Source organism: Ruegeria sp. BI12 (assembly GCF_056537985.1).
In genome coordinates this window covers 442961-465177 of sequence record NZ_JBQFSL010000001.1, presented here as the reverse complement: position 1 = coordinate 465177, position 22217 = coordinate 442961, and the positions used below count along the sequence as shown (strand labels likewise).

Here is a 22217-nt window from a genome sequence, read left to right as displayed (position 1 = left end):
AGAATTGTGACATATTCGGGCTGTCGAGAGTTGCTATTTCAACTGGTCCAGCAGCGCCTTCGCGGCGGCTTGTTCCGCCTGACGTTTCGACCCTGCCGTTGCCTGCGCTTCAGTTCCGTCCTGCAACCGAGCCGCAATCGTAAACACCGGGGCGTGATCGGGGCCGCTGCGTTTGACCTCGACGTAAGCGGGCGGTTTTTGCCCGCGCGCCTGCGCCCATTCCTGAAGCGATGTTTTGGCGTCCCGGGCATCCGCTTCAACGTTGTGGACACGATCTCCCCACAGTCGCAGGATGACGTCCCGGGCTGCCTCAAATCCGGCATCGCGATAGATTGCGGCGATCACCGCCTCCATCGCGTCACCCAGCAGGGCCTGTTTGCGGCGCCCACCTGACAGCATCTCGGACCGGCCCAGTTTCAGCACCGCGCCAAGGTCGATCTGTCGGGCCACATCGGCGCAGGCCTCTTTGCGGACCAACGCATTGAACCGCGGGGCTAATTGCCCTTCCGAAGCTTTCTTGTCGGCCTCCAGCAAGGCGGTCGCCATGACAAGGCCCAGAACCCGATCACCCAGAAACTCCAACCGCTGATTGTCGGGTCGTGTCGCGGACGACACCGAACCATGCGTCAGCGCCCGCACCAGCAGTTCAGGGTTGGCGAATTCATACCCCAGACGCTGCTGGAACGCCTTTATCTCGGCAGAAGGCCTCAATTGACCGCCTTGAAGAAGCGATCCCCGCGCCACGTCCAGAAGAACAGCATCGACCGGCCAGCAGACGAGAACAGGATACGGTCCGCCCGACCGATCAGGTCTTCGTAGGGCACATAGCCGACGCCGCCTGCGGATTGCGGCACGCGACTGTCGCTAGAGTTGTCGCGGTTGTCACCCATGAAAAAGTAGTGGCCTTCGGGAACCGTATAGATACCGGTATTGTCCGCCGCCTGATTGCCGATGTTCAGCACTTCGTATGACACACCGTTGGGCAAGGTTTCGATCATCCGCGACTTTTCGCAGACACCGCCGAAGCCGACAGGGCCATTTTCGCAGCGCGGGCGCAGACCTTGCGAACCTTGTGGTTCGGCAATTTCAGTGAACACGCCATCAGGCTGTTGTTGTACCGGTGTGCCGTTCAGGATGATCTGACCGTCCCGCACCTGAATGCGGTCCCCGGGCAGGCCGATCAGACGCTTGATGTAATCGCGGCCGCTGACCGGGTGGCGGAAAACGATGACGTCACCACGTTCGGGGTCACCACCCCAGATGCGGGTGTTTTCGCCGCTTTGCATCCAGCCGCAGATATCTTCGGCGTCAACATTCAGGCCGACGCTCGGGATGATCAGGCTGGGGCATGACGCGTAGGAATACCCGTAGGACATTTTGTTGACGAACAGGAAATCGCCGATCAACAAGGTGGGCTTCATCGAGCCCGACGGAATCCAGAATGGCTGGAACAGGATCGTGCGGAACACGCCCGCGATCAGCAGGGCATATACGATGGTCTTGATCGTCTCCCACACGGCGTTACCTGTTTTGGCTTCCTCGGCCATACTGCTCTCCGGTCGTTAGGTTGTTGGGGTGCTACATGCGGGTCGGGTGGGGGCAAGTCAAGGCTGCGTGGTGCTATCTTGAAGCGGGCGCGCCTCGATCACCACGAATGCCTGTGCCCAAGGGTGATCGTCGGTAAGGGTGACGTGGATGATGGCCTCATACCCTTCGGGCGTCATCTCTTTCAGTCGATCCGCCGCCCACCCCGTGACATGCATCACTGGCTGACCCGTGCGTAGATTGGTCACCGACATATCCTTCCAGGCGATGCCCATAGCCAGACCCGTGCCTAACGCCTTAGAACATGCCTCTTTTGCAGCCCAGCGTTTGGCATAGGTTCCGGCGACATCAGCGCGTCGTTCGGCTTTGCTCTGTTCAATCTCAGTGAATACACGGTTGCGAAACCGGTCTCCGAACCGGTCGAGCGTACCCTGAATGCGGTCTATATTCGCGAGATCCGTGCCGATACCGAGGATCATTTGGCAATACCTTTTGTAACGGGTTGCGCCTGTCTGAGACCGACGCCAAACGCAACGCGGCACACGATCGACGCAGAAACTATTAGGGCTGCAATCCAATAATACTCCCAAAAGTCGAACCCGAATTCGAGAAGGGACAGGTCTCCGAGAACAATGAAGTAAATCAATAGAATAGCCAAGTAGATCACCCCCATTCCACTCACCGCCATCGCAACTGATCCAGACAACATGCTCACATTGGATGGTACAGCGGAATTACGATTGTAGTAGTAATACCCTTCCACAAGGGCGGATATGGCAAACACAACAAGGCATATGACGATCAACATGGCAAAGAACTGATCCAGGATGTACTGACCAAAAATGATCCCCGGGTAGAGGAACAAAAACCGCGATCCCAAGTATCTGTTGAATTCAAATTCCAGCGACAAAGCCAGCCAGACCAGTTCGACAATGCCTAACACGTTAACGGTAAGATATGCCGCTGAAAACACCGCTAGGTATCTGAGAAGACTGAAGTTCATTCCCTTGCCCTTATCAACCCAACCGCACCGTCAGAATCTTGTAACTTGCCAGTCCAAAAAAACCGGCAAATGCAAAATCGAACCAGCGGCGGGCGCGGCGGTAGGCTCGCACCATACGTTCCGAGGAGAAGAGAAAGGCGTAGCCGATGAAGACAAGCAAAGATCCTGCATAGAGCATGGCGAAGTAACCCAGCAGCATCGACAGGCTCGCATCATTCGGGGCCACGATGGCATAGATCGAACCCCAACTCAGGATAGCCTTTGGGTTTGTCAGGTGGATGGCCGCGCCCTTGGCAAATATTGCGCGCAAAGAGCCGGTGACGGGGTTGCCCATAGCGACTTCATCTGACGTCATTGCCCGGCGCAATGCCTTGACCGCCAGCCAGCCCAAATAGGCCACGCCCGCATAGCGGATTACCTCGAACACCCAGATATTGGACAGCATGATCGCTGACAGCCCCAGCGCAGCGGCAATGCCCCACGCAGCAGATCCCGCGCAGATACCCAAGGCAAACACCAACCCCGCGCGACGGCCTTCGTTCATAGCCGTTCCGGCGATCCCCATAGTCGCCGGTCCCGGAGAGCCACCGGCCATCAGCCAGGCAAACCAGATGGCGACAAATCCGGGCGTGATCATGCCCGCGCCTCGTCCATCAGGCGGCGCATTTCGGCAATCGCTGGTGTGAGACCGCGGAAGATGGCCTCGCCGATCAGGAAGTGGCCAATATTCAACTCGCGCACTTCGGGGAACGCCGCGATCGGTTGCACGGTGTCATAGGTCAGGCCGTGCCCCGCGTGGACCTCAAGGCCCAGCGAATGGGCAAATGATGACATCTCGCGCAGGGCTTCTAGTTCGCGGTTGGCCGCGTCCATGTGACCCTCGGCCATCGCGTCGCAATATGCACCGGTGTGCAGCTCGATCACTTCGGCGCCAATCCGGTGTGCGGCTTCGATCTGGCGCTTGTCCGCGGCGATAAAGATCGACACACGGCACCCGGCTTCGCGCAGCGGTGCAATGAAATGGGCCAGCTTGTTTTCCTCGCGCGCGACTTCCAGCCCGCCTTCAGTGGTGCGTTCCTCGCGCTTTTCGGGAACGATGCAAACGGCATGAGGTTTGTGGCGCAGCGCAATTTTCTGCATCTCTGGCGTCGCGGCCATCTCAAAGTTCAGCGGTACTGACAGAACCTCCATCAACCCGTCGATATCTGCATCCGAGATATGGCGGCGATCTTCGCGCAGATGCGCGGTGATGCCGTCAGCACCGGCCTCTTCGGCCAACTTTGCAGCGCGCAAAGGGTCAGGATAGGCCCCGCCCCGAGCGTTACGCACTGTGGCCACGTGGTCGATATTCACGCCAAGACGCAGTTGGTTGTCAGACATCGCTCGAATCCTTCTTCAGCCCTTGGTCCGAACCTAGGGCATTCGTATGTGGAACGGCAGGCTTTGTTTCGGCCAAGCGTTTGATTTCGTCAAACTTTGCCTTGATCTTGTCACGACGGCGTTGCTGGTACGTCCGGATCAATGGCAGGCTGAGGTAATAGCAGATCGCTCCGGCCAGCAATCCGGGCAATATCCCGCCGATAAAATATGGAAAAAACACCTCATCATAAAAAACGCTCAAGCCCCGCCAATCAGCAACACGGTCGGTAAACAAAGCAACAAAGTTGTTCTTGAGATCCCCCAGCGCGTCGCCGAAGTTTTTCATCAAGCCCTTGGTTTCTTCTTTTCTAAAATCATCACCCAGCAGGAAATGACCCGTCTGCAGACACACGACCCCAATGGGCACATAGGTCAGAGGATTGCCAAAAAACGTCCCGCTGAGCGCGGCCAGAATATTGCCGTTGATCAGACGAGCGATTACGGCGGCAACTAAAAAATGCAGCCCGTAGAAAGGGGTAAAGGCCGTGAAAACACCCGCGCCGATCCCGCGCGCGATGCGTTCGGGGGAATCCGGCAGCCTGCGAACACGGTGTTTGACGTAGTGAAAGGCCCGCGTCCATCCACCTCGGGGATAGACGAATTCAGACGCGATCTGGACAGGCGAGCGTCGGTCTCGGCGCTTGAAAACCACTCCTGATCACCCCTTCTCAGCCAGCCGCAACTGCGGTTTTTGCCCTGTCCCGATACCGCTCCACAGCCGCCACGTCGCTTTCGGCCTCGAGCATCAGCATGAGCGAATGCAACTGCTCCAGGTCACGCAGTTCGACATTGATCAGCAAGCGGTAAAAATCCGGTTTGCGGTCGACGAATTCGAGGTTCGAGATATTGGCCTTTTTCTCGCCGATCAACGTGCAAATGCGTCCCAGCACACCGGCATCGTTACCGATGGTCATATCCAGCGTCGCTCCATAGACAGCCGGGTGCGTTCCCGAATGCCAGTGCAAATCGACCCAGCGATCAGGTTCGCTTTCGAATTCTGAGAGGCGGTCACAGTCGATCGCATGCACGACAACACCCTTGCCGCGATACGTTATGCCTACGATGCGTTCGCCCGGCAAAGGCTGGCAACAGGGGGCGCGGTCGAATTTTTGGCCGGGCTCAAGGCCGATCACCGCGCGGCGCGGGGAAATGGCGTCCCCCTCATCCTGGGTCAGTTCAGGGTAAACAGCACTGACTACATCATGCGCCGTCAGCTCGGCGCTGCCCAAACGGGCCAACAATTCGTGCCGGTCTTTCAGGCGCAGGTGCTTCGCCGCCGTGTCCAGCGCCTTGTCGGTGGCCTTGCGGCCAACATGTTCAAACCCAGAGCGCGCCAGTTCCTTGCCCAGCTTGATAAACCTTTCCCGGTCGACCTCGCGCAGGGCGCGTCGAATGGCGGTTCGCGCCTTGCCGGTCACCGCAATCTCAAGCCAGGTAACTTGGGGCGTCTGACCATCCGCGGTGATCACATCCACAGACTGACCATTCTTAATGCGCGTCCACAATGGCACACGAATGCCGTCCACCTTGGCACCAACGCAGGCATGTCCAATACGGGTGTGGATCGCATAGGCGAAATCAATCGGCGTGGCCCCGCGCGGTAGCTTGACCACGTCACCTTTAGGCGTGAAGCAAAACACCTGATCCGAGTACATTTCCAGTTTGACTGCTTCGAGGAAATCCTCGTGATCTTCCTCGCTGTCGAACTGTTCGGTCAGGTTTGCAATCCACTTCGCCGGATCGACGGCAAAAGGGTTTTCCGAACGGACGCCATCGCGGTATGACCAATGCGCCGCAACGCCGGTTTCGGCTACGTCATGCATTTGGCGCGTACGGATCTGCACCTCGACCCGTTTCCCGTCGCGCCCCGAAACCGTTGTGTGGATCGATCGATACCCGTTTGATTTCGGCTGACTGATGTAATCCTTGAACCGCCCCGGCACAGCGCGCCAACGCTGGTGAATGGCACCAAGCGTGCGATAGCAATCTTCTTCGGACCGGGTGATGATGCGAAAGCCGTAAATATCGGACAGGCGCGAAAAGCCCTGATCCTTTTCCTGCATCTTGCGCCAGATCGAATAGGGTTTTTTGGCACGACCGAACACTTCGGCCTCGATGCCCGCCTTCTCCAACTCGTGCCGCATGTCGCCAGTGATCCGGTGGATCACGTCGCCGGTTTCACGCTGCAGCGTGATGAAGCGGCGAATGATAGACTGACGGCCTTCGGAATTCAGAACGCGGAAAGCAAGGTCTTCAAGCTCTTCGCGCATCCATTGCATACCCATCCGACCTGCAAGCGGCGCGTAGATATCCATAGTCTCGCGCGCCTTTTGAACCTGTTTTTCAGGCCGCATCGCCTTGATCGTGCGCATGTTGTGCAGACGGTCAGCGAGCTTGACCAGAATAACTCGCAGATCCTTGGACATGGCCATGAACAGCTTACGGAAGTTCTCGGCCTGTTTGGTTTCGCGGCTGGACAGTTGCAGGTTGGTCAGTTTGGTGACGCCGTCGACCAGCTTGGCTACCTCTTCGCCGAACAGCTCGGACACTTTGCCATAATTGGCTTTGGTGTCTTCAATCGTGTCATGCAGCAGCGCCGTGATGATCGTCGCATCATCCAGACGCTGTTCAGTCAGGATGGCGGCTACGGCTACTGGGTGGGTAAAGTAGGGTTCGCCAGAATGGCGGAACTGACCATCATGCATCTGCTTCCCGAACTCATAGGCCCGGGCGATGCGGTCAGCATTTGTCTTTGGGTTGTAGTTGCGGACCAGCGCAATCAGGTCGTCTGCAGAAATCATCCGGTCCGCACCTTCATCTTTGGGGCTTACCCCTGGCCTTGAGCCTCCATCAGAGCGCGCAACAGCTTCTCTTCGGACATGTCGTCATCGGCAGGTTTGTCCGATTCCGCACCCATCAGCAGAGCCATCTGATCTTCTTCCGGCTCGTCGACCTCGATCTGGGTCTGGTTGGCCTCGATCAAGCGCTCGCGCAGATCGTCGGCGCTTTGGGTTTCGTCGGCAATCTCGCGCAGCGACACAACGGGGTTTTTATCGTTGTCACGGTCCACGGTGATCCCCGCACCGGCGGAAATCTCGCGCGCACGATGGGCGGCAAGCATCACCAGTTCAAACCGGTTCGGAACCTTGTCTACGCAATCTTCAACCGTTACGCGGGCCATTGAGCGCTCTCCGTTACTGAATCCATGTCAGGAAGAGGTTTATCTAAGGGCGAATCCCTGCCTTGACAAGCAAGAAATGCTGCAAATGCACCCTTCACGCTGCCGTGACTGCTTCAATATCCGCTGCGGGCAGGTCTGCAAGCATTTCGGTCACCGTCCGCCCCAGGACCGGATGCCGCCAGTCCGGGGCCACGTCTGCCATCGGAACCAACACAAAAGCGCGATCCTGAAGGCGCGGATGGGGTATGATCAGCTGATCTGGCGCTTTTTGGGTCTGCTCCTCAGCCGAAAGGGTCAACCATTTGTCGTATTGGGCATGATCAGGCAGAACTAGATCATCGTAACACACTAAATCCAGGTCCAGAGTTCGCATACCCCACCGCTGCACTCTTTCGCGGCCATACTGATGCTCAATCTGGTGAAGCAAATGCAACAATTCGGCAGGCGTCCTGTCCGATTCGATCAATGCAGCCGCGTTGATATAGTCCGGTCCGGCACCCGCGGGAAAGCACGGGGTCTCAAAAAAACGACTTACGGCACGAATCACCAACCCCTGACGCAATAACGCGTCAAGAGCATCGCCAAGTGTCACCTTGGGCCCCTGTCCTCTCAAATTGAGATTTGCACCCAGTGCGATAACCGCTTTTGACATAGTTTTGTGCGTTCCATTCACTATATTCGGCGAATTGCATGCTTGCGATAAGTCCGAAATGGCCTAATTATAGGGATACCAGCGCGCCGCTTATTTCCAATACCCACTCACGTAACACTCCGGCGCTCTGTATTATACCGGAAGGACCTATTTATGTTCTATAAAGACGAACGGCTAGCGCTGTTCATCGACGGCTCGAATCTTTATGCGGCCGCAAAAGCACTGGGGTTTGACATCGACTACAAATTGCTGCGCCAGGAATTCATGCGCCGCGGCAAGATGCTTAGGGCTTTTTACTACACAGCGCTATTGGAAAATGACGAGTATTCCCCGATCCGTCCCTTGGTTGACTGGCTGCACTACAACGGCTTCACCATGGTGACAAAACCGGCGAAGGAATACACCGACAGTATGGGGCGTCGGAAAGTCAAAGGAAACATGGACATCGAACTGACCGTGGACGCCATGGAGCTAGCTCCGCGCGTCGATCATATTGTGCTGTTTTCGGGTGATGGGGATTTTCGCCCGCTGATTGCCAGCCTTCAGCGTCAGGGCGTGCGCGTTTCGGTGGTTTCGACCATCCGCAGCCAACCGCCGATGATCTCGGACGAGCTGCGCCGCCAGGCGGACAACTTCATCGAACTTGAAGACCTGCGCGATGTGATCGGACGACCTCCGCGCGAGATGCCGATGGAGCCGCGCAGCGTTGCTGCGGGTGGACAGTAATACAAGGCCACTCACTAGCCTTGGGGGAAGAAATTGGCGCGGTCAGGTTTATTTGAACCTGGCCGCGCTTCTTTAACTAAACACAGGTGCTGAAACACTTACTGGCTAACAGCGTTTCATGTCAGATCAATGACAACGTCCTGTCTGGACCACGGCTAGGAAAAGACTTACCTGTGGCCTATGGAGACCACGACATGACCAAGCCGCCCCTCACCCTTTACCTCGCAGCCCCGCGCGGGTTCTGCGCCGGTGTCGACCGGGCGATCAAGATCGTCGAAATGGCGCTGCAAAAATGGGGAGCCCCGGTTTATGTGCGGCACGAAATCGTCCACAACAAATTTGTCGTAGACGGCCTGCGCGCCAAGGGTGCAGTCTTTGTCGAAGAACTGGATGAGTGTCCTGACGACCGACCAGTTATTTTTTCAGCGCATGGCGTACCGAAATCCGTTCCTGCGTCGGCGGCTCAGCGTGAAATGATCTATGTCGATGCCACCTGCCCGCTGGTTTCCAAGGTCCATGTTGAGGCACAGCGCCATGCCGAAGCCGGATTGCAGATGATCATGATTGGCCACAAGGGCCATCCTGAAACCGTCGGCACCATGGGCCAGTTACCTGACGGCGAAGTGCTGCTGGTGGAAACCGTCGACGACGTGGCCGCGGTTCATGTGCGCAATCCGGAAAAGCTGGCATTTGTCACTCAAACGACACTTTCAGTCGATGACACCAAGGATATCATCGCTGCCCTGCAGGCACGTTTTCCGGCCATCGTTGGGCCGCATAAGGAAGACATCTGCTACGCCACCACCAACCGGCAAGAGGCAGTCAAGGCCGTAGCACCCAAATCAGATGCTCTGCTTGTTGTCGGGGCTCCGAACTCTTCAAACTCGCGCCGACTGGTCGAGGTTGCCGCGCGCGCCGGATGCAACTATGCGCAGCTGGTACAGCGCGCAGGCGATATCGACTGGCGGGCACTGGAAGGGATCTCGACCATCGCCATCACCGCAGGCGCGTCCGCACCAGAAGTGCTGGTGAATGAGGTGATTGACGCATTCAACGACCACTATTGCGTGACGGTCGAACTGGTCGAAACCGCTGTCGAAAACGTTGAATTCAAAGTGCCACGCGTCTTGAGGCAAACCGCATGAGAGGTGTTCCAAGAGCGCCGCTGGTTCTGGCGCTGGCAGGGCTGATCCCATTCATTTGGGGCGCATTGACCTATCTGAACGGCGATTTGCAGGACTGGGGGCGACAGGCGCTGGGGTCGCGGTTTGTCGGGCCTTATATTCAACTGTTCTACGGCTCGGTCATTCTTAGCTTTATGTCCGGTGTTCTGTGGGGGTTCGCCACCAAGACGTCTGGCAGCAAGGCAGCAACTTGCTATGCACTGTCGGTCCTTCCGGCGCTTTGGGCTTTCTTCATGACTGGCGGCGGGCCCGTCGAGGCGGGCATCAACCTGATGTACGGTTTCGCCGGCTTGCTGATATTGGACGCTGTGTTTGCATATTGGCGATTGACCCCAACATGGTGGCTTAGGCTGCGCATTTTGCTGACCGTGATCGTCCTGATATGCCTTGCTGTAGGAGTGTACCTGTGACCGACCGCAAGACAATTGACGCCTACACAACGCGCGTCGCCGAGTATCTGAGCGTTCCATTGCCGCCCGAACAGATCGAAGCGCGCATGGCCTTTGCCGAAGCGGTTACGCCGGGCGGATATGTGCTGGACCTCGGCTCGGGCCCCGGTGCGGACAGCATGTTCTTCCTGCGTGAAGGGTTACGGGTTCGGGCATTGGATGCGACGCCGGCTTTTGTGGATCATGCCCGCGAAAACGGCGTGGATGCACATGTGGGCACATTTGATGATGTGACCGAAACGGCCGAATATGACGGTATTTACGCCAGCTTTTCGCTACTGCATGCACCGCGCGAAGATTTCCCGCGCCACTTGGCCACCATTCACCGGGCGCTGAAACCAGAGGGTACTTTTTTTCTTGGCCTGAAACTGGGTACGGGCGAACACCGCGACGATATCGACCGCTTTTACACTTATTTCTCACAGACTGAGATCGAAGAGGCGCTGGCCGAGACCGGATTCACAATCGACCGGGTCACAACCGGCGTAGGTAAAGGTCTGGCCGGCTCTTATGATGGCTTTATTCTGGTGATCGCGCATGCCTGAACTGTTTGCTTACACCGATGGAGCCTGTTCGGGGAATCCCGGCCCTGGCGGCTGGGGCGTACTGATGCGCGCGATGGACGGTGAAAAAGTCCTGAAAGAGCGCGAATTGAACGGCGGCGAGGCGGAAACCACCAACAACCGCATGGAATTACTGGCCGCGATCAGCGCACTGGAAACGCTGGAGCGGCCTTCGAAGATCACCGTGGTGACCGACAGCGCCTACGTAAAAAACGGCGTGACCGGCTGGATATTCGGGTGGAAGCGTAACGGCTGGAAGACCTCGAACAAGAAGCCAGTCAAGAATGCCGATCTATGGCAGCGGCTGGACGAGGCGCAGGCGCGCCATGAAGTGACCTGGGAATGGGTCAAAGGCCATGCGGGCCATCCCGAAAACGAAAAAGCCGATGAACTGGCACGCGCAGGCATGGCCCCGTTCAAACCCAAAAAGGCGCAGGCGTGAGCGGCCTTGCACTGCTCGATTATGCCTCGGTACTGGTTTTTGCGTTAACTGGCGCTTTGGTGGCCAGTCGGGCTCAGCTTGATTTGGTCGGCTTCGCCTTTATCGCCTGCCTGACGGCCGTGGGAGGAGGCACCGTCCGCGACCTTCTGCTTGATCGCCACCCAGTATTCTGGGTCGGCCAGCCGGATTACATCCTGATCGCCGTAGGTGCCGCTGTGTTGGTCTTCTTCACGGCCCACTTGGTCGAAAGCCGGTACAACTGGTTGATCTGGCTGGACAGCTTTGCCCTTGCCATCGCCGCCGCGGCGGGCTCGGGCGCGGCTTTATCCATGGATCAAACCGGTGTTATCGTAGTGCTGATGGGCGTCACCACTGGTTGTCTAGGCGGGTTGATGCGCGACGTGGTCTGCAACGAAGTGCCCCTGGTCCTGAAACAAGGCGAACTCTATGTCTCTTGCGCGTTTGCCGGGGCCTTGGCCGCTGTGATCGCGGACCGGCTTGGCTTTGACGAACTGCCCGCACTGGCCGCCTGCGCGCTAATCTGTTGGGCACTGAGAGCGGGATCATTGGTGTTTGGCTGGCGACTTCCGGTTTACAAGTCACGACCGCCTCGGCAATAAACGGGTATTATTTACACGGACAGCATTTCCGGCGCCACAGATGTGAGGACTGAGATGAACATCACTCTCCCCTTGTTTGTTACCTCACTGGCCTTTCTTGGTGCTTGTGCAGCGCAATATGACCCTGTCAGTTTCGTTGTGCAGGGGGATGAAATCGTTGCTTCGGGGTCCATTGATCACACGACGCTCGATGCTTTCGAAGAAATCACTGCCTCGAACCCCGGGATTAAAACACTTGTGCTGCAGAACATCGAAGGCTCGGTCGATGATGATGCCAATGTAGTTTTCAGCCGCGTTGTCAGGGAAGAAGGGTTCGATACAGTGGTACCTTCTGATGGCTTGGTCGCGTCTGGCGGCACCGACCTGTTTCTAGCGGGCAATCAACGTACCCTGGAACCTGGCGCATGTGTCGGGGTCCATAGCTGGGGCGGCGGCGGATATGTTGCCGCGAACCTGCCGGAAGACCACCCCGAGCATGATCGCTATCTCGACTATTTCGATGACATTGGCGTCGACCCGGCCTTTTACTGGTTCACGCTTGATGCTGCGCCCGAGGACGAAATGCACTGGATGTCGGCGGAGGAAGCAAATCGCTTCAAAATGGCCACGGGCAGGTCGAGTTCATTGGGTTCGACAGTGATTTGCGACGAGCGGTAGCGCAGTTCAACGCCGCAGGTAGGTCTGCCAGATCCAAATCACCAGCAGCGCGCCCAGAACTGCACCGACAAAGCCAGACAACCAACCCGCCACTGTGATCAAGGCCCGCAACAGGAAGCCGCCGACAAGCGCGCCAACGATCCCGATCAGCATGGTCGTGGGAATGTTGGCCTCAATCCGCATCAGGCGGGTGGCAAGGAACCCAGCAGCGGCTCCGATGACGATCAGGGCAATGACAGGCATGTCACTTCCTCCAATGAGTCGGCACGATGATCAGCGCGCCGACGGATGACACGATAGCGTTCAAACCCGGGGACCCAAAAGCTAGGTTAAACCCGAACATCCTGCCAAACATGATTTGAGCAAAGAAAAACAGAAAGGCACCGCCGATACAAATGATGATAGATTGCAGATAGCCGTTTCGGGTAAAGCCGGTTTTTTCCGCGAGGCTTCCAACAACGGCTGCGATCAACACCGTCCCCATCAAAGTCATGTACAAGTCTGTTATTCCTTCTAAATCCGGCTTCCCCTGGCCACAGGCCAGCCCCGCAGAAAGGTTTTCTTATCCTGCGCGCCTTTACCTGCCCGTTGCAAGCGCAACACATCAACGGCACCCTCGCCACACGCAACAGTCAGAGCATCGTCCAGGACTTCGCCAGGTACGCCTTGCCCCTCGGCCAGACGCGACGCCAGCATTTTCACCCGGTTGCCATCAATCTCAGTCCAGGCCCCGGGAAATGGCGACAACCCTCGGATCTGCCGATCGACCTCGGCTGAAGGACGGGACCAGTCAATCCGCGCCTCAGACTTGTCGATCTTGGCGGCATAGGTCACGCCAACCTCGGGCTGCGGCTCGGGTGTCAAATCCGGCAGGTCACGCAGTGCTTCGATGATCAGTTGTGCGCCCATCACTGAGAGGCGGTCATGCAGTTGATCGGTGGTTTCCTCGATCCCGATATTTGTTGCCTCGCGCATAAGAACGGGGCCCGTGTCCAACCCGGCCTCCATCTGCATGATACATATCCCGGTTTGCGCATCCCCCGACATGATCGCCCGGTGAATCGGGGCCGCCCCGCGCCAGCGCGGCAGTAGGCTGGCGTGTATGTTCAAGCAACCTTGCTTTGGCGCGTCCAGAATTGGTTGCGGCAGGATCAGGCCATACGCCACCACGACAGCCACATCTGCGTTCAGTGCCGCAAAAGCGCTCTGCTCTTCAGTAGATTTCAAAGACACCGGATGGCGGACGGTCAGCCCCAGTTTTTCGGCCCGAGCATGAACAGGTGTCGGGCGGTCCTTCTTGCCTCGACCCGCTGGGCGCGGCGGCTGGCAATAGACGGCAACGATCTCATGCCCCGCCTCGGCCAGAGCATCCAGCACAGGAACCGAGAAGTCGGGCGTGCCCATGAATACAACGCGCATCTCTACCCCTGTTTTTTCGCTTTGCGCAGCAGCATGTCCCGTTTGACCTTGCTGAGCCGATCGAAATACATCTGGCCGTTCAGATGGTCGATCTGGTGCTGCACGCTGGTGGCCTCGATCCCGACAAAATCGCGGCGATCCACCATACCCTGTTCATTCAGAAACTTGACCGTCACCGCGCGCGGGCGTTTTACCTTGGCCGAGACACCGGGCAAGTTCGGGCTAGCCTCGTCATGTTCTCGCAGTTCGATCGAGCTGTGCAGGATTTCAGGGTTAGCCAGACGCACAGCCTTGCCCCTCTCGGCCGAGCCATCAACAACTGCCAAACGCAACATGACGCCAATCTGTGGCGCGGCCAGACCGACACCGGGCATAGCTTCCATAGTGTCGATCATGTCGTCCCAGATCGTGCGAATTTCGTCAGTGATCTCAGTGACGTCCTCGGCCTTGGTGCGCAGGCGTTTGTCGGGCCAGGGCAGGCAGGTACGAACGGTCATGCGCGGGCTTGCTCGCGTTTTAGTTTCTGCATCTTCCGCGTGATCATCTGACGTTTCAGCGGCTTGAGATAGTCGATGAACAGCTTGCCGTTCAAATGGTCGATTTCATGCTGAACACAAGTCGCCCAAAGGCCATCGAATGACTCTTGCTGCTGGTTGCCATTCCGGTCCAACCACGTGACGTCGACCACCTTGGGGCGGGTCACTTCGGCGAATTGCTCAGGGATCGACAGGCAGCCTTCCTCGTAGACATTGGTCTCCTCAGACGAGGCGATAATTTCGGGATTGAACATGATAAGCGGGCGTGGCGCTTCGCCCTCTTCCTTTATGCAGTCCAACACGATCAACCTATCAAGCACGCCGATCTGAGGTGCTGCGAGGCCGATGCCGGGCGCATCATACATCGTCTCCAGCATGTCATCGGCCAGCGTGCGCAGTTCGTCACTGATGTCGGCTACGGGCGCACAGACCTTTTTCAGGCGGGGATCGGGATGGATCAGGATATTGCGTTTCATGGGGTTGATTTAGGCCATCCCGCTCCCAGCCGCAACGCCCCCCCTTGCGCCTGTCGTTTTTGTGGCTAGCTTTCGACCGGACAGATGGAGAAGACATGACTTTCAACGACCTGATCGACCGCCGGGGAACCAACAGTTCAAAATGGGACAAGATGGAGCAGCTGTATGGCGTTTCGCCCGAATACGGGCTGGCCATGTGGACCGCAGATTCCGACTATCCCACGGCCCCTTGCGTGATTAACGCAGTTCGCAAGGCCGCCGATCACGGCGTCTTTGGGTATTCGTGGATACACCCGAATTATCTGGCATCGGTCCAATGGTGGATGAAAAACCGCCACAACTGGGAAATCGACACCGATTGGGTGCTGACCTCACAGGGGTTGGGCAATGCAATCGCCCTTTGCCTGGACGTTTGGACCGAACCCGGCGACGGCGTAGTGATCTTTACGCCGGTCTACCATGAGTTCGCCCACAAGGTGAACAAATCCGGTCGCCGCGTGGTGGAATGCCCGTTGGTGCGGCAGGGTGACACCTATGGGCTTGATCTGGACGACGCCCAATCACGGCTGGACGGATCCGAGAAGATGCTGCTGTGGTGTTCGCCCCAGAACCCTTCGGGTCGGGTTTGGACACGGGATGAACTGCACGCTGTGGCTGCGTTTGCCGAGCGCAATGGACTGATATTGGTTTCTGACGAGATCCATCACGATCTGGTCTATCCCGGAAACACGTTCGTGCCGATGGATGTGGCGGCACCCGATGCGCGACCTTGGACCGTGACCCTGACAGCGGCGTCTAAAACTTTCAATATCGCGGGACAGCGTACCGGCAATATGATCATCCCCGACCCCAAACTGCGTGCCGCCATGCGCCATCGCATTCAGACGCTTGATTACGACCCCAGCGCGCTGGGCGTGGCAATGATCACCGCAGCCTACACGCCGGAAGGGGCCGCATGGGTCGACGAACAAGTCGCGCATCTTGCGGGCAATCGCGAGGTCTTCGATGCCGCCATCGCCGAAATTCCCGGTCTGTGGTCCATGCCCCTGCAGGCCACCTATCTTGCGTGGATCGATTTTTCAGGCACCGGTATGAACCACGATGAGTTTGTCCGCCGTTTGCGCAAAGATGCTAAGATTGCGACCTCCTCCGGACCCGGCTTTGGCGCAGGTGGTGAGACATTTGAGCGGTTTAACCTGGCCACTCAACGCGCCCGGGTCGAAGACGCATGCGACCGACTAAAGCTTGCTTTTGCTGATTTGCAGTGAACGAGGTGGCCAACGGCGATGTCGTTGGCCCTCCCCTCAATCCTCGTGGCCCAACAACGCAATTGGGGCATCCGGCGCGCGGTAGAAATCCAGCGGAGCCTTGTCGGCTGCAGCAGTGCTGCGCTTGAACTCGTAACGCATCTCGCCCGCTTCATCCTCATCTGCGATGATAAGGCATTGGTACAGATGGTTGGCGCCATCATAGATATCCACAAGTCCGCGCAGTTGTGGCGTTGTTTCAGCCTCAACTGTAAACCCATCCCTCCACAATCGAAGAATTTTGTAAGTATTGTCGCCAATCTCAACACGCAGTCGGCTGGTTTTCTTCAGCCCCGCGATTCGTGCCGCATCCAATTCAGCAGTTATTTCCTTTGAAATATAAGTACTCATAAAAAGTTCCCCCGGCAGAGTACTCTATTGTGAGGCGCAAATTATGAAAATCCAGTGAACGTAACTTCAATACGAACCGAGAATTCAATCTGTTGCACAGAAATCCCAGTCCAACCTGTGCGCATGCGCAGGCAGGATGCGCGCGCCCTCGCATAGGAACGCCCTACGCGACAGCCTATGTTTGGCGTAATCGCTTTTCGGAGGGCATGAGATGGGCCTGTTGGTCGACGGTAAATGGCATGACACCTGGTATGACACCAAATCCACTGGCGGCGCGTTCAAACGCAGCGCCGCACAGTTTCGCAACTGGCTAACGGCCGATGGCAGCGCCGGGCCTTCGGGCAAGGGCGGGTTCAACGCTGAAACCGGGCGGTATCATCTTTACGTAAGCCATGCCTGCCCCTGGGCGCACCGAACTCTGATTTTCCGGGAACTCAAGGGTTTGACCAATCACATCTCTGTTTCTGTTGTTCATCCCGACATGCTGGATAAGGGCTGGACCTTTGAGACTGATGGCAATGGGGCAACCGGGGACACCCTGTACGGTCTGGACTTTGCCCACCAGATTTACACCAAGGCCGACACTTCTTATTCGGGCCGGGTCACAGTGCCGATCCTCTGGGACAAGAAACAGCAGACGATCGTATCGAACGAAAGCTCGGAAATCATCCGCATGTTCAATTCGGCCTTTGACGGGATCACTGGCAACACCAACGATTATTGGCCGGAAGCGATGCGCGAAGAAATCGAAGAGGTGAATGCGCGCATCTATTCCAACGTCAACAACGGCGTCTACAAATCCGGTTTTGCCACCAGTCAACAAGCCTATGACGCCGCCGTGGATCCGCTGTTTGAAACACTGGACTGGCTGGAAGATCGTTTGGCTTCTAACCGCTACCTGATAGGGGATCGCCTGACCGAGGCCGATTGGAGGCTGTTCACGACGCTGATCCGGTTCGACCCGGTTTATCATTTGCATTTCAAATGCAACCGGCGGCGGCTGATCGATTACCCAAATCTGTGGGCTTATACCCGAGAGTTATACCAATGGCCGGGCGTTGCATCGACAGTGAACATGCCCCACATCGTGCGCCATTATCACTTTAGTCACGAAAGCATTAATCCGCATCGGATCATCCCTACGAACCCGGTGCTGGACTACCAAGAGCCGCATGGGCGCGGTCAGCGTCCCGCCGCATAATGTTCGACCATCGCCGCCAGATCCTCTGGCGGCGTGCCGCTTTGCACATAGGCGCAAGCATTCGGGCTGTGGGCAAAGATCGATCCGTCCGAAAAGAAGGTCGTGTTGGTAACAAAGATCACCCGTGCTTCGGGGCGGCGATAGCTTGCGAAATCGGCAACCGCTAAGGCGCTGCCGTTTTCCAACACCAGATCCAACACGATGATATCGAAATCCGTGCCATACAGCGCAAGGATCGCAGCCTCTTGCCCGGCAACAAGCGTTACCTCGGCTCCTTGCCGCTCCAGATGCCTTCTCCAGACCCGACCAAGATCGGGGTTACTCTCAACAATCAATACTTTCATTTGCAACAACCTCGGCACTTGGTAGAGTGTGCGGTGCCGACCCCCGTTTGTTTGTGATCACGCTTATTCCTTAACAAAGTGTTAACGATGCCGACCAACCGGCCCGATCACGCGGATTTGCTTGAATAAGCGGCAAAAATCCGCTTGAAGCAGCCCCAAACACGTAAATCCGACGAGAATCCCAATGGTAAGCCCCAATACAGACTTGAACCCGCGCGCGGTGCGCGACCACGGCGGAGGGCTGGACAGTGCCATTGCCAGGTTCGGTGGGGCGCGCGAAACCTGGATGGATCTTTCGACTGGCATCAATCCACACCCGTACCCGGTGTCAGGGCTGATCTCGTCGGATTGGACTGCGTTGCCTGATCACGGCGCGTTTGAGCGGCTGTCTGCAGCGGCGCGTCAGTTCTGGTCCGTTCCCGATAGTGCTGCGATCCTGCCTGCGCCCGGCGCATCAGCAGTCATTGCGCGCATTCCTGCCCTTGCGACGACGGGCCGGGTTCAAATCACGGCACCTACCTACAACGAACACGCCGCGGCCTTTGCCGCGCAAGGCTGGACGGTTCAACCAAATGGTCCAGCCGAGGCGCGCGTCATCGTGAACCCCAACAACCCGGACGGGCGCATCTGGAGCGCGGACGATGTCAATGCCCCATTGACCGTGATTGATGAGAGCTTTTGCGATATCCGCCCAGATACATCTCTGATTCATCTGACCGAGCAACCCGGTGTGATCGTGCTGAAGAGTTTCGGCAAGTTCTGGGGGCTTGCCGGGCTAAGGCTGGGCTTTGCGATTGGCCAACCTGAACTGATCACAAAACTGAACGATCTGACCGGGCCGTGGGCCGTTTCCGGCCCTGCCCTTCGGATCGGGGAACAGGCACTGAGGGACGTCGATTGGGCCGACGCAACCCGACAACAATTGGCAGATGCAGCAGAACGGCTGGACCGGATCGTAACTGGCAAAGGTGCAAAACTGGTCGGTGGAACCACCTTGTTTCGCCTTTACGATGTAGACGACGCTATCGCTTGGCAGGCTAAGCTCGCCAGCTCCCAAATTTGGAGCCGCGTTTTTCCCTATTCTCGCACTTATCTGCGTCTGGGCCTGCCGCCCGAAGATGGGTGGAGCCGGCTGGAGACAGCGTTGTGAGCACCGCTTTCCTGCTGGTCTGCGCCATGTGTCTGGACGCGGCACTGGGAGAGCCAAATTGGCTTTGGTCGCGCATCCGGCATCCAGCGGTGATGGTTGGGAATGGCATTGGCTGGCTGGATCAACGCCTGAACCAGGGAAAACAGAGGCGGCTGAAGGGCGTGGTCGTCGTGCTGCTTTTGGTCTTTGCTGCAGTGTTTCTGGGCCGCGCGCTGGCGCTGTTGGGCCCAGTCGCGGAAATCATCCTGGGTGCGATATTGTTGGCACAGAAATCGCTGGTGACGCATGTCCGCGACGTAGGTGATGGGTTGCGCAAATCATTGGCTGAGGGCCGGGCCAAGGTCGCTATGATCGTTTCACGCGATACGCGGGACATGACCGAGGCTCAGGTCGCACGGTCTGCTATTGAAAGCTCCGCCGAAAACCTCAGCGACGGGGTGATTGCGCCAGCCTTCTGGTTTCTGGTTGCGGGCCTCCCCGGACTATTGATCTACAAGGCAGTCAACACAGCCGACAGCATGATCGGCTACCGCTCTGAAAAGTACCGCGACTTTGGCTGGGCCGCCGCGCGTTTGGACGATGTGTTGAATCTGATCCCTGCCCGTCTGACCTGCGTTATGATCGTGGCGCTTTCTGGTCAATGGACGCGCTGGCCGGAAATGGTCGCGGATGCACACCGCCATATTTCTCCCAATGCCGGTTGGCCCGAGGCCGCGATGGCGCGCGCCTTAAACGTCGCCCTTGCCGGGCCGCGCAGCTATGACGGACAGGTCCGCGATCTGGCCTGGGTCAACGGTGATGCGCCGCGAAACATCGGCGCGTCAGAGATTTTCCGCGCATGTGACATGCTTTGGCGGGTATGGGGGCTTGCGCTGGGCCTCGTGTCGGTGTGGGTTGGGGTCAGCTTCATTTTCTGACGGACCCTAAAATGCGTTTACTCTCGGGCATCCTTGCCGCCACCCTGTTTGCCGCACCTGCACTGGCCCAATGCGGCGGCGGGTTCAATTCCTTCGTGAAGGGTCTGAAGGCCGAGGCCATTCAACAAGGGTTCGACGAATCCACCGTGAACGGCTTTTTCAATGGCGTTCAGCAGGACAGCGCCGTTCTGCGGGCGGACCGGGCGCAAGGTGTATTCCAGAAACCGTTCATCGACTTCTCGCGCCGCCTGATCTCGCAGAACCGTATTGATCGCGGTACGTCCATGTCACGCAAATACGACGCAGTGTTTGACCGGATCGAGCGGGAATACGGCGTCTCGCGCGGTGTCTTGCTGGCTTTCTGGGCGTTCGAGACCGACTACGGCGCAGTGCAGGGAGATTTTAACACCCGCAACGCGCTAGTTACGCTGGCGCATGACTGTCGTCGGCCTGAACTGTTCCGCCCACAGGTTTTCGCTGCCATCGAACTCTATAGCCAAGGGGATTTCGACCCTAACCGCACAACCGGTGCCTGGGCCGGTGAGATCGGCATGGTACAGATGCTGCCCCGGGACATTCTGGAAAACGGTGTAGACGGGGATGGCGACGGCAAGGTGTCGTTAAAAACCTCGGCCCCGGATGCGCTGATGTCGGGCGGCAAGATGCTGTCGCATCTGGGCTGGCGTCCGGGTGAACCCTGGCTGCAAGAGGTAAATGTTCCCACCGAAATGGATTGGTCCTTGTCTGGCCCCGGCAAATCGCGACCCGTGTCTGAATGGCAGGCGATGGGTGTTCAGGCGCGCAGCGGATCACTGGCCAACCTGCCCGCATCTCTGATCCTGCCACAGGGTCACAAAGGCCCGGCATTCCTGGCCTATCCAAACTTTGACGTCTATTTTGAATGGAACCAGAGCTTTGTCTACGTCCTGACCGCCGCATATTTTGGCACACGCCTGGAAGGCGGCCAAATCTATGACGCAGGGAATCCGCCGCAAGGCTTGTCAGGCGCGCAGATGAAGCAATTGCAGACCAAACTGCAGGCGCGTGGACATGACGTGGGTAAAATCGACGGGATCCTGGGCGCTGGCACTAGGGCAGCTGTCCAAACTGAACAAGAACGGCTTGGCCTGCCTGCCGACGCGTGGCCGACCGCAGAACTGTTAAACCAATTGTAGGAAAGGTCGCGCTTAGGCGACCCGTTCCTTTTCCTGCGGGACATAAGGCACAAAGGCATGGGTCGTCACCACGGAGCCTTCGGTTTCGATCACAGTGTTGGGCTGTATCTCGGTCCAACCCTCATTGTCGGCATCCAATGGCTCGGACGAAATGATGATACCGTCTTTGCAGGCTCTGTAATGCAGGCTGGGCGCAAACTGATCAGAGGCATAACGGGCCGCATAGACACGTTTGCCGTCTGACCAGCAAGCAGCAAACCTAAGGTAGGGCAATGACCCGCTATGTCGGGACAGGGTTTCTACCCGTCCTACCGCACGAGCCATCGCACCGACTGGGTCGGCGTCCAGCCCCTCTCCATGGGCGATGAGAAAGATCGCCTCACTCTCTGTTGCGCCCATACGATGCTGATACAGATGCGCCGGGATCATTGCATCCAGCTCTTGCCGGATTCTGTCGTGACCACCAGCCTGACCGTTATGCATAAAACTCCATCTGCCGACGCCAAAGGGATGACAGTTATTTCGTGAAGTCGCAGTACCCGTCGAAGCCCGAACATGGGCCAGAAACAGCCTTGATTTAGTGTGATGCGCCAATTGCTTCAGATTGGCATCAGACCAGGCCGGGTGTGTGTCTTTGTAAAAGCATGGTGTTTCGCGATCAGAGTACCACGCCAGACCGAACCCATCGGCGTTGATTGGTGTCTTCCCGATCAATGCGTTTCGGCTTTGAATAACAAGCGATTGTTCCTGTTCAAGGACCAGTTCGTCCAAATATCGTTGCTGACCAACCCAAGCCAAAAACCGGCACATTTTCCAATCCCCGCACATCAAAGATGATTTTCCGGGACAATACCACCTTGTCCATCAGATTTTCTCGCCTGTATCCGCGCGATCATAAAT

At 57.4% G+C, this 22217-nt stretch carries 30 protein-coding genes; 12 read left to right on the top strand and 18 right to left on the bottom strand.

Annotated features, from left to right (window positions below; translation table 11 throughout):
• Window positions 1–33: 33 nt before the first annotated feature.
• The 10 genes from rnc to folK form a co-directional block, all read right to left on the bottom strand.
• Window positions 34–711, bottom strand: coding sequence for a ribonuclease III (gene rnc / locus ACR0AK_RS02510; RefSeq protein WP_480792258.1), 678 nt, complete (start codon window positions 709–711; stop codon window positions 34–36).
• Window positions 708–1547, bottom strand: coding sequence for a signal peptidase I (gene lepB / locus ACR0AK_RS02505; RefSeq protein WP_480792257.1), 840 nt, complete (start codon window positions 1545–1547; stop codon window positions 708–710). Before lepB ends, rnc begins: the two co-directional genes overlap by 4 nt.
• Window positions 1548–1604: 57 nt before the next feature.
• The gene (acpS, locus tag ACR0AK_RS02500) at window positions 1605–2024 is read right to left on the bottom strand and encodes a holo-ACP synthase (RefSeq protein ID WP_170561204.1); all 420 of its coding nucleotides are present in this window, start codon (window positions 2022–2024) and stop codon (window positions 1605–1607) included.
• Window positions 2021–2548, bottom strand: coding sequence for a hypothetical protein (locus tag ACR0AK_RS02495; protein WP_480792256.1), 528 nt, complete (start codon window positions 2546–2548; stop codon window positions 2021–2023). The genes acpS and ACR0AK_RS02495 overlap by 4 nt, the downstream gene beginning before the upstream one ends.
• 13 nt (window positions 2549–2561) lie before the next feature.
• Window positions 2562–3185: a LysE family translocator gene (locus tag ACR0AK_RS02490; protein ID WP_480792255.1), complete on the bottom strand. Its 624-nt coding sequence runs from the start codon at window positions 3183–3185 to the stop codon at window positions 2562–2564.
• Window positions 3182–3928 carry a pyridoxine 5'-phosphate synthase gene (locus tag ACR0AK_RS02485; RefSeq protein WP_170561207.1) on the bottom strand — a complete coding sequence of 249 codons (747 nt, stop codon included), beginning with the start codon at window positions 3926–3928 and terminating at the stop codon, window positions 3182–3184. The genes ACR0AK_RS02490 and ACR0AK_RS02485 overlap by 4 nt, the downstream gene beginning before the upstream one ends.
• Window positions 3921–4619, bottom strand: coding sequence for a DUF2062 domain-containing protein (locus ACR0AK_RS02480; protein WP_170561208.1), 699 nt, complete (start codon window positions 4617–4619; stop codon window positions 3921–3923). Before ACR0AK_RS02480 ends, ACR0AK_RS02485 begins: the two co-directional genes overlap by 8 nt.
• Window positions 4620–4635: 16 nt before the next feature.
• The gene (locus ACR0AK_RS02475) at window positions 4636–6768 is read right to left on the bottom strand and encodes a RelA/SpoT family protein (protein WP_480792254.1); all 2133 of its coding nucleotides are present in this window, start codon (window positions 6766–6768) and stop codon (window positions 4636–4638) included.
• Window positions 6769–6794: 26 nt separating this feature from the next.
• A complete protein-coding gene (rpoZ, locus tag ACR0AK_RS02470; RefSeq protein ID WP_170561210.1) occupies window positions 6795–7148 on the bottom strand; it encodes a DNA-directed RNA polymerase subunit omega in 354 nt (117 codons plus the stop codon).
• A 94-nt stretch (window positions 7149–7242) separates the two neighbouring features.
• Complete coding sequence (gene folK / locus ACR0AK_RS02465) at window positions 7243–7800, bottom strand: 2-amino-4-hydroxy-6-hydroxymethyldihydropteridine diphosphokinase (RefSeq protein ID WP_480792253.1); 558 nt, start codon at window positions 7798–7800, stop codon at window positions 7243–7245.
• Window positions 7801–7953: 153 nt separating this feature from the next.
• On the opposite strand from folK, the gene ACR0AK_RS02460 reads away from it, so the two are divergent.
• The 7 genes from ACR0AK_RS02460 to ACR0AK_RS02430 all read left to right on the top strand — a co-directional run bounded on the left by ACR0AK_RS02460 (window position 7954) and on the right by ACR0AK_RS02430 (window position 12441).
• Window positions 7954–8526, top strand: a complete 573-nt coding sequence (locus tag ACR0AK_RS02460) for a LabA-like NYN domain-containing protein (protein ID WP_058278950.1) — start codon at window positions 7954–7956, stop codon at window positions 8524–8526.
• A gap of 194 nt (window positions 8527–8720) precedes the next feature.
• Window positions 8721–9671, top strand: coding sequence for a 4-hydroxy-3-methylbut-2-enyl diphosphate reductase (ispH, locus tag ACR0AK_RS02455; protein ID WP_170561212.1), 951 nt, complete (start codon window positions 8721–8723; stop codon window positions 9669–9671).
• Window positions 9668–10120, top strand: a complete 453-nt coding sequence (locus ACR0AK_RS02450; RefSeq protein ID WP_480792252.1) for a DUF3429 domain-containing protein — start codon at window positions 9668–9670, stop codon at window positions 10118–10120. Before ispH ends, ACR0AK_RS02450 begins: the two co-directional genes overlap by 4 nt.
• On the top strand, window positions 10117–10704 hold the full coding sequence (locus ACR0AK_RS02445; protein WP_480792251.1) for a class I SAM-dependent methyltransferase: 588 nt from the start codon (window positions 10117–10119) through the stop codon (window positions 10702–10704). The genes ACR0AK_RS02450 and ACR0AK_RS02445 overlap by 4 nt, the downstream gene beginning before the upstream one ends.
• Window positions 10697–11164, top strand: a complete 468-nt coding sequence (gene rnhA / locus ACR0AK_RS02440; RefSeq protein WP_480792250.1) for a ribonuclease HI — start codon at window positions 10697–10699, stop codon at window positions 11162–11164. Before ACR0AK_RS02445 ends, rnhA begins: the two co-directional genes overlap by 8 nt.
• Window positions 11161–11784, top strand: coding sequence for a trimeric intracellular cation channel family protein (locus ACR0AK_RS02435; protein WP_170561216.1), 624 nt, complete (start codon window positions 11161–11163; stop codon window positions 11782–11784). The genes rnhA and ACR0AK_RS02435 overlap by 4 nt, the downstream gene beginning before the upstream one ends.
• Before the next feature lie 54 nt (window positions 11785–11838).
• Window positions 11839–12441 (top strand): COG3904 family protein, encoded by a 603-nt coding sequence (locus ACR0AK_RS02430; RefSeq protein WP_480792249.1) that lies wholly within the window; start codon window positions 11839–11841, stop codon window positions 12439–12441.
• Window positions 12442–12447: 6 nt separating this feature from the next.
• On the opposite strand, the gene ACR0AK_RS02425 is transcribed toward ACR0AK_RS02430, so the two are convergent.
• The 5 genes from ACR0AK_RS02425 to def (ACR0AK_RS02405) are packed head-to-tail and all read right to left on the bottom strand — an operon-like array spanning window position 12448 to window position 14872.
• Window positions 12448–12684, bottom strand: coding sequence for a GlsB/YeaQ/YmgE family stress response membrane protein (locus ACR0AK_RS02425; protein WP_058273291.1), 237 nt, complete (start codon window positions 12682–12684; stop codon window positions 12448–12450).
• Window position 12685: 1 nt separating this feature from the next.
• Window positions 12686–12940 (bottom strand): hypothetical protein, encoded by a 255-nt coding sequence (locus ACR0AK_RS02420; protein WP_058278955.1) that lies wholly within the window; start codon window positions 12938–12940, stop codon window positions 12686–12688.
• A 14-nt stretch (window positions 12941–12954) separates the two neighbouring features.
• Complete coding sequence (fmt, locus tag ACR0AK_RS02415; protein WP_480792248.1) at window positions 12955–13860, bottom strand: methionyl-tRNA formyltransferase; 906 nt, start codon at window positions 13858–13860, stop codon at window positions 12955–12957.
• Between the two features lie 2 nt (window positions 13861–13862).
• The gene (gene def, locus ACR0AK_RS02410) at window positions 13863–14357 is read right to left on the bottom strand and encodes a peptide deformylase (protein WP_480792247.1); all 495 of its coding nucleotides are present in this window, start codon (window positions 14355–14357) and stop codon (window positions 13863–13865) included.
• Window positions 14354–14872 carry a peptide deformylase gene (gene def, locus ACR0AK_RS02405; protein ID WP_480792246.1) on the bottom strand — a complete coding sequence of 173 codons (519 nt, stop codon included), beginning with the start codon at window positions 14870–14872 and terminating at the stop codon, window positions 14354–14356. The genes def (ACR0AK_RS02410) and def (ACR0AK_RS02405) overlap by 4 nt, the downstream gene beginning before the upstream one ends.
• A gap of 95 nt (window positions 14873–14967) precedes the next feature.
• On the opposite strand from def (ACR0AK_RS02405), the gene ACR0AK_RS02400 reads away from it, so the two are divergent.
• Complete coding sequence (locus ACR0AK_RS02400) at window positions 14968–16140, top strand: MalY/PatB family protein (protein ID WP_480792245.1); 1173 nt, start codon at window positions 14968–14970, stop codon at window positions 16138–16140.
• A 36-nt stretch (window positions 16141–16176) separates the two neighbouring features.
• Here the strand turns inward: ACR0AK_RS02400 and ACR0AK_RS02395 are convergent, their stop codons facing one another.
• Window positions 16177–16530 carry a hypothetical protein gene (locus tag ACR0AK_RS02395; protein WP_170561222.1) on the bottom strand — a complete coding sequence of 118 codons (354 nt, stop codon included), beginning with the start codon at window positions 16528–16530 and terminating at the stop codon, window positions 16177–16179.
• Window positions 16531–16741: 211 nt separating this feature from the next.
• Between ACR0AK_RS02395 and ACR0AK_RS02390 the strand changes: the two genes are divergently transcribed.
• Window positions 16742–17731 (top strand): glutathione S-transferase family protein, encoded by a 990-nt coding sequence (locus ACR0AK_RS02390; RefSeq protein ID WP_480792244.1) that lies wholly within the window; start codon window positions 16742–16744, stop codon window positions 17729–17731.
• Here the strand turns inward: ACR0AK_RS02390 and ACR0AK_RS02385 are convergent.
• Window positions 17713–18075: a response regulator transcription factor gene (locus ACR0AK_RS02385; protein ID WP_480792243.1), complete on the bottom strand. Its 363-nt coding sequence runs from the start codon at window positions 18073–18075 to the stop codon at window positions 17713–17715. The genes ACR0AK_RS02390 and ACR0AK_RS02385 overlap by 19 nt on opposite strands.
• A gap of 184 nt (window positions 18076–18259) precedes the next feature.
• Between ACR0AK_RS02385 and ACR0AK_RS02380 the strand changes: the two genes are divergently transcribed.
• The 3 genes from ACR0AK_RS02380 to ACR0AK_RS02370 are packed head-to-tail and all read left to right on the top strand — an operon-like array spanning window position 18260 to window position 21317.
• Window positions 18260–19225 carry a threonine-phosphate decarboxylase gene (locus ACR0AK_RS02380; RefSeq protein WP_480792242.1) on the top strand — a complete coding sequence of 322 codons (966 nt, stop codon included), beginning with the start codon at window positions 18260–18262 and terminating at the stop codon, window positions 19223–19225.
• Complete coding sequence (gene cbiB, locus ACR0AK_RS02375; protein ID WP_480792241.1) at window positions 19222–20142, top strand: adenosylcobinamide-phosphate synthase CbiB; 921 nt, start codon at window positions 19222–19224, stop codon at window positions 20140–20142. The genes ACR0AK_RS02380 and cbiB overlap by 4 nt, the downstream gene beginning before the upstream one ends.
• A gap of 11 nt (window positions 20143–20153) precedes the next feature.
• Window positions 20154–21317 (top strand): lytic murein transglycosylase, encoded by a 1164-nt coding sequence (locus ACR0AK_RS02370; RefSeq protein WP_480792240.1) that lies wholly within the window; start codon window positions 20154–20156, stop codon window positions 21315–21317.
• Window positions 21318–21329: 12 nt separating this feature from the next.
• Here ACR0AK_RS02370 and ACR0AK_RS02365 read toward each other — a convergent pair whose 3' ends face one another.
• Window positions 21330–22127, bottom strand: a complete 798-nt coding sequence (locus ACR0AK_RS02365) for a class II glutamine amidotransferase (RefSeq protein ID WP_480792239.1) — start codon at window positions 22125–22127, stop codon at window positions 21330–21332.
• Between the last annotated feature and the right edge of the window lie 90 nt (window positions 22128–22217).